General features: G+C 52.9%; 3 protein-coding genes. 2 read left to right on the forward strand and 1 reads right to left on the reverse strand.

Annotated features, from left to right (window positions below; genetic code table 11):
- Positions 1-3,544: two-partner secretion domain-containing protein (locus V7051_RS19555; protein WP_334181171.1), on the reverse strand; the 3,544-nt coding region annotated here is incomplete at its 3' end.
- A 1,078-nt stretch (positions 3,545-4,622) separates the two neighbouring features.
- On the opposite strand from V7051_RS19555, the gene V7051_RS19560 reads away from it, so the two are divergent.
- Together V7051_RS19560 and V7051_RS19565 are read left to right on the forward strand one after the other, a co-directional pair.
- Positions 4,623-5,579 (forward strand): ABC transporter ATP-binding protein, encoded by a 957-nt coding sequence (locus tag V7051_RS19560; RefSeq protein ID WP_333873621.1) that lies wholly within the window; start codon positions 4,623-4,625, stop codon positions 5,577-5,579.
- Complete coding sequence (locus V7051_RS19565) at positions 5,579-6,340, forward strand: ABC transporter permease (RefSeq protein WP_333873620.1); 762 nt, start codon at positions 5,579-5,581, stop codon at positions 6,338-6,340. Before V7051_RS19560 ends, V7051_RS19565 begins: the two co-directional genes overlap by 1 nt.
- Positions 6,341-6,545: the final 205 nt, after the last annotated feature.

Raw genomic sequence — 6,545 nt, forward strand, 5'->3', positions numbered from 1 at the left:
CGGCGGCGGCTTTCGCGGCCGCATCCGCCGCAGCTTTTGCAGCCGCATCGGCGGCGGCTTTCGCGGCCGCATCCGCCGCAGCTTTTGCAGCCGCATCGGCGGCTTTCGCGGCCGCCTGTGCAGCCGCGTCCGCTGCAGCTTGTGCAGCTGCACGACCAGCTAACACATCATTAATAGTCCCGTTTACGTAGAACTGCATGTCGGGAACCTGACTTCCGGTCAAACCATGGCTGCTATTGCTTCCGGCGCTATTCACCGCGTTGCCGGTATTGCCGAAAGCGGGACACCCTTGGGCTTTGTCCGGACACCCGTCGGCGTTGTAATACACGTCGGAATTGACGTTCGCTTTACTTGATAGCCCGATCACACCGCCAACGCCTGTACTCCCGGTAACTGTACCGCTCGCAGATGAATTACTGATGGTTCCGGCTGGTCCGGAGTTCAAATAGACTCTAAATTGACCAACTAAACCGCCTACATTTGCCTTGCCCGTGACATTCCCAGCAGCGTGAGAACCGCTGATGTCTAACGTGTATCCAGTACGACCGTCATTCACATAGCCGAGCAAACCGCCTACATTGGTTGCGGTCGGCGCGTAAACATTACCGGTCTCATAAGAATTCGTAATCGTGCCGGCTTTAGTGGTCAAGTTGCCGATCAATCCGCCGACATAACCTCCGTTACCTGCGTAACTGGCATCAAGTGTAACGTTGCCGGTAGCATAGACGTGGTCCATGGTTAATTTCCCCGTCCCTGGTCCCAGATTAGCGTAGCCTATCAATCCGCCGATACCTTCGCCGGCACTGTATGTGGACGAATACTTGCCGGTCACATTCCCGGTTGCATAGTCGTTTGTGACGGTAACTGAAGTCTCGACGGAGCCAGTCACATTAATATTACCTATAAGCCCACCAATCTGAGTGCCGCCTGTGACATTGCCCGTTGCAAAAGAATCCTTGATAGAAACGGGAGTTCCCGCAGAAATTGTCATGCGACCGACCAAACCGCCAAGCCAAATTGTCGGGTTAGTGCTGCCGGTGATGCCGATGATGTCACTCAAAGCATAGGCATTGGATATGTTTGAATTATCCATAGTACCGATCAAGCCACCACTTTGGTTTCCCAGTCCGCCCTGCCAATGAATATTTCCTGCCGCATGAACGTTCTTGACCGAGCCCCGTGCAACGCCGCCTATCAAACCGGCCCCACTGGGAGCAAGGATATCGACAGTTGAAAATGCATCGAATATTGATCCCACTAAATATCCGACGAGACCGGATGATGAGCCTCCTGCCTTGAGTTTGCCGGTGCTGTAAACGTTGTAAATGTTGCCGCCCAGAAAGTTTCCAACCAACACGTTGGCAGATGTACTGTGGTCGTTTATGTCTATACTGGCGATATCGGCGTTGACGATACCGATGTCGCGAATCGTCGTGGGATTAGCAGCAGTACCGATGAGGCCGAGACTTGAGCCTGACGACTGGATGGTCAGATTGCTGACGGTGTGGCCCAGACCGGTCAGCACGCCCGATAGTGAATCTACCACCGTCAAAGCCCCTGTATGGGCGCTGCTCCAGTCCGTCGCATCGAGGTTGGTTGCCAACGCGTATTTGCCGGTGACGCCGCTGATGGCCGCAAAATCGTCCATGCCGCGGATCAGCGTGTAGCTCTGGTTGTTGAGCTTCAAGCCGCTGTTGCTGCCGGACAGCGTCACGCTGCCGTACACTCCACCGCTAGTGTCCTGCTTCGCGACCGGTTTGCCGTTGGAATCGAGCACCGTGCCGCTGAAACTCGCCGGGGTCAGAATGTTGTAATCGCCGCCGTAATTCATCGCCAGCGTCGCGTGGTTGCCGCTCAACGTAACAGCGTCATTGATATTGACGTTTTTCCCGGCGGTCAGCGTGACGCCGGACGAGTCTCCACCGACGCTAATGGCCTTATTGACGTTGACGTCGTTGGCGGCTTGCAAGGCGAGCCTGGCGTTGCTGCTCCAATTCACCGCATTGTTGACATTGACGTTGTTCCCGGCGGTCAAAGTGACTCCGGCCGCGTCTCCGTCGGCGGCAATGGCCTCATTGACGTTGACGTCGTTGGCGGCCTGCATCGCCAGAGCCGCATGGTCGCCGCTTAACGTAATACCGGACTTGACATTGACATCGCGCCCGGCAGTGAGTGTGAGTCCGGCCGCGTCTCCGCCGGCGGTAATGGCCGCATTGACGTTGGCATTGCCGGCGGTGGCCTGCATCGCCAGTGTCGCATGGTCACCGCTTAAGGCGATCGCGTCATTGATATTGACGTTTTGCCCGGCGGTCAGAGTGACACCGGACGAGTCTCCGCCGGCGGTAATGGCCTTATTGACGTTGAGATCGTTGCTGGCTTGCAAAGTGAGCTTGGCATTGCTGCTCCAGCTCACGGTGTCTTTAACATTAATATCGCCGGCGGAACTGCCGCCCTGAACGGAGTTGATGGTCAGCTTGGTCTTGTCGCTATCAAGCTGATTGGTGAGGAAGGTCCCGGACATGTCGCCGCCGCTGTCCGCTATAGTATAACCTTGGGAATTGATCTGCCACTGCCCGGTCGCGCCGGTTTCTGAACGAGCGGTAACGACCGCGCTGTCGGCGATCTTCACTTTGCCGCCGCTGGTCTCGATCGAACCGCCGTCGCCGCTGTTCGGGGCCGAAGCGTCCAAGGTGCCGTCGATGTTCACGGTGCCGCCGTAAGCCTGGACCACGATTTCGCCTTTGAGGTCGTTGAGCGTGCGCGCCTCCACCAGCCCGCTGTTGTTCACCTGGCTGCCGAGCACTGCGTCGACCGCGCGGGCGCTGAGGAAGACCTTGCCGCCATCGGCATGAATCGCTTCCTGATTATCGACCAGCGCATTAAGCATGCCCTGGTCGATACTCACGCTCAGCAGCGAATCACCATTGAAGTTGAGGGTGATTCGTTCACCGGCGCCCAGCGCCGCGGTGCCGAGGGTGGCGCTGATAACGCCTTGGTTAATCGCCTTCTTGCCCAGCAGCGCCACGTAGCCTTGGTCGGCCGCGCTGAGTGTGCCCATGTTGATCACCGATCCGCTGCCGTCGTTGCCTTGAAAGACATAGCGGCCGGCTTCGAAATCTTCGTCGCTGATGTCCAGCGTGCTCACCACCAATCCGCCGACATTGACGCTGCTACCCTGGTTGAACAGTACACCGTTGGAATTGATCAGAAAGATCTGCCCGTTGGCGTTCAGCGCCCCGTCGATCACGCTCCGTTCATTGCCCAGCACGCGGTTGAGGGTAATCGAATGGGCGTCCGGCTGCTGGAAGTTGACCGTTTCGCCGCTGCCGATCGAGAAGCCCTGCCAGTTGATCGCCGCTTTCGGCGTGGACTGGGTAATGGTGGTTACTGCGCCCGCTTGACCGATCGTCGCGTCGCCGCTGACGACTACGCCGTCCGTGGGTGCTGCAAGCAGCGGTAGGGGGCCCATGGCCAGCGCCGCCGAAACGGCAAGGGTGAGTTTATTGTGCGAAAACGGTTCGCGGCCGTGTTGAATTATAGTCATGTTTTATAACCTGCCATCCTTTATAACCTATTGTACATAACGAAACATAAGCAATATGCTTGCCAATAAAATACGCCGTAGCTACGCTGGATGACAGCTCACCCGGAAACCCGTCTATTTACTGTCTTGCGCGAACCGACAAATTTACGTCTCTGCTATCGCCGACTTTTCAGATGTCGGCGGGACATATTCGTTATGTAGGATTATCTACAACGAAAACAAACTCGCTCTAACATTGTTGTTAAGTTAACAATTAAGTAGAAGTTACACATTGGCAGTCTATGTAAAATATAAGGCTTGAAGTCAGCATAGCTAACGAAAGCCGCCGTGGTGATCAGAAAAATAAGCCGCCCTCAACAATCAGCCTCGTTACGCTGTTTTACGCCGATTGCCACGGTCAACACCAGCCCGTTAACTTTCGTGTGTATGACAAACCAAGAATGACTATTTCCAGGACATGTCGGCTTTGGGTGCTGGAACCGGCTTTTGTTACGGGAGACAGTGGGTATAGCTGCGTGAACAATCGTAAAATGATTAAAAACCATCGGATAGGATTGCTCTTTACACTGGAGAGCAAGCGATTGGCCTTTGTGGAGCAACTGATTTTTTAGTACGTATAAGTATTGATACAAATTGTGTATTTAGTTTGAGGTGTTATGGTTTTTTAACGGTTGAAATGGGATGATGCTTTAAACTAAGGATGCCCCTCAACAGCCGATTGCAGCATTCGGTTTACATTCTGAGTTATCCGCAAACTGTTTTTATGCGCATTTGCCTGTTAACCAGTAAAAAAATGGTCTTGAAAGTTATTTTTGTTAATTACTCTTGAAATGAATACAAAGTATCCAAACCTAGATTATTACTTGTTAGGCGGAGCGGAACAAAGGGCATTGGCCGATGACAAGCTCCTCGAAGAGTGGGAAAAGCGTTGAAATTTTGCCAGTCCAGAAGCTTTTGAAGTTTAAAAATCGCTTAGTGGGGTGTCCCCGTACAATCAGGGCAAAATAAACAATCACTTATACAATCACTCGCAGTGCGAAAGAGTCCTTATGCATAACCTATTACATTCATAAAAACAATGCCCGCAGCCGCCGAAAATTCCGATCCCATTATCTTCGTGCGCGACGTTAACAAGACGTATGCCGGCGGTTTCCAAGCACTCAATAAAATCAACCTGGAGATAAAACGCGGCGAGATATTTGCCCTGCTCGGACCCAATGGTGCGGGCAAGACGACGCTGATTAGCATCATCTGCGGCATCGTCAAGGCCACCTCCGGAACCATCATCGCCGACGGTCACGACACCGTGCGAGACTATCGCGCGGCGCGGGCCAGCATCGGGTTGGTGCCCCAGGAACTCTATACGGACGCGTTTGAGTCGGTCTTGACCACGATCAAATTCAGTCGAGGACTGTTCGGCAAGGCACCCAACGCAACCTACCTGGAAAAAGTGCTGCGCGATCTGTCCTTGTGGGACAAACGCGCCGCAAAAATCATGACCTTATCGGGCGGCATGAAACGCCGCGTGCTGATTGCCAAAGCCCTCGCGCATGAGCCAACGATATTGTTCCTTGATGAGCCGAGTGCCGGCGTGGATGTAGAGTTACGACACGACATGTGGCGCATGGTGCGCGAACTGCGTGGGCAGGGTACCACCATCATTCTGACCACTCATTACATTGAAGAAGCCGAAGACATAGCAGACCGCATCGGCGTCATCAGTAAAGGTGAACTGATTGTTGTTGAAGACAAAGAGGTACTGATGCGCAAGCTCGGCAAAAAGCAGCTCACACTGACTTTGCGACAGACCATGGACAGCATCCCGGCCGAGCTAAGCGCTTGGCCATTAGCGCTCTCCGACGGTGGACGCACGCTGGTTTATAGCTTCGATAGCCAAAAAGAAGAAACCGGTATTGCTGAGCTATTGCGCTCACTCGGTGAACACAATATCGAATTCAAAGACTTAAGCTCCAGCGAGAGTTCACTGGAGGACATCTTTGTCAGTCTGGTGCATCAGCCCAAGGAGATACTGTAATGAACCTCTATGGTATTCGCGCCATTTATCACTTTGAAATTGCACGCACCTTTCGTACTGTGTGGCAAAGCATCGCTGCACCGGTGCTGACCACATCGCTGTACTTCATCGTATTTGGTAAAGCCATCGGTTCGCGTATGGGCGACATTGGCGACGTCAGTTACGGCGCCTTCATTATCCCAGGACTGGTCATGCTGAGTTTACTGAACGAAAGTATATCCAATGCTTCATTCGGCATCTATATGCCCAAGTGGTCAGGCACTATTTATGAGCTGCTATCAGCTCCGGTTTCGTGGATCGAGATACTCATCGGTTATGTGGGGGCGGCGGCGACCAAGTCGGTGATCTTGGGGCTACTTATTCTGGGCACCGCCCGCATTTTCGTGCCCTACGAGATCGCCCATCCTGTATGGATGAGTGCCTTTCTTGTGCTCACTGCTATTACTTTCAGTCTATTTGGCTTCATTATCGGCCTATGGGCCGATAATTTCCAGAAACTGCAGGTGGTTCCGATGTTGATCGTCACCCCGCTCACATTCTTGGGCGGCGCGTTCTATTCGATCACTATGCTGCCGCCATTATGGCAGAAAATCACCCTGTTCAATCCAGTGGTCTATTTGATCAGCGGCTTTCGCTGGTGCTTCTACGGCGTCGCCGATGTGCACATCGGCATGAGCATTGGTATGACGTTTGGCTTTCTTATCATCTGCCTGACTTTTGTAGGGTGGGTGTTTAAGACGGGGTATAAGATTAGAAACTGAGGCATCGAACATGGGCTTGCTTATATCCCTATATTTCAAGCTATATTGAGTTGCGATAATATTTTTGCAACGAATGCGGATTTCATTTCCCAAAATCGCGTTTTAATCTGATTTCTTCATATGCTTTAGATTAGAATTTAGTGAATTCCACATAAGCGCGCCAGGATTTTTCGCGAAAGCTAAAATGGATCCATCCGATTTTAGC

This window comes from Methylobacter sp., from assembly GCF_036845245.1.
GTDB lineage: Bacteria > Pseudomonadota > Gammaproteobacteria > Methylococcales > Methylomonadaceae > Methylobacter_A.

Coding starts and splice junctions, on each gene's coding strand:
- V7051_RS19565 (WP_333873620.1), top strand. CDS start 5,579: ATGAACCTCTATGGTATTCGCGCCATTTATCACTTTGAAATTGCACGC.
- V7051_RS19560 (WP_333873621.1), top strand. CDS start 4,623: ATGCCCGCAGCCGCCGAAAATTCCGATCCCATTATCTTCGTGCGCGAC.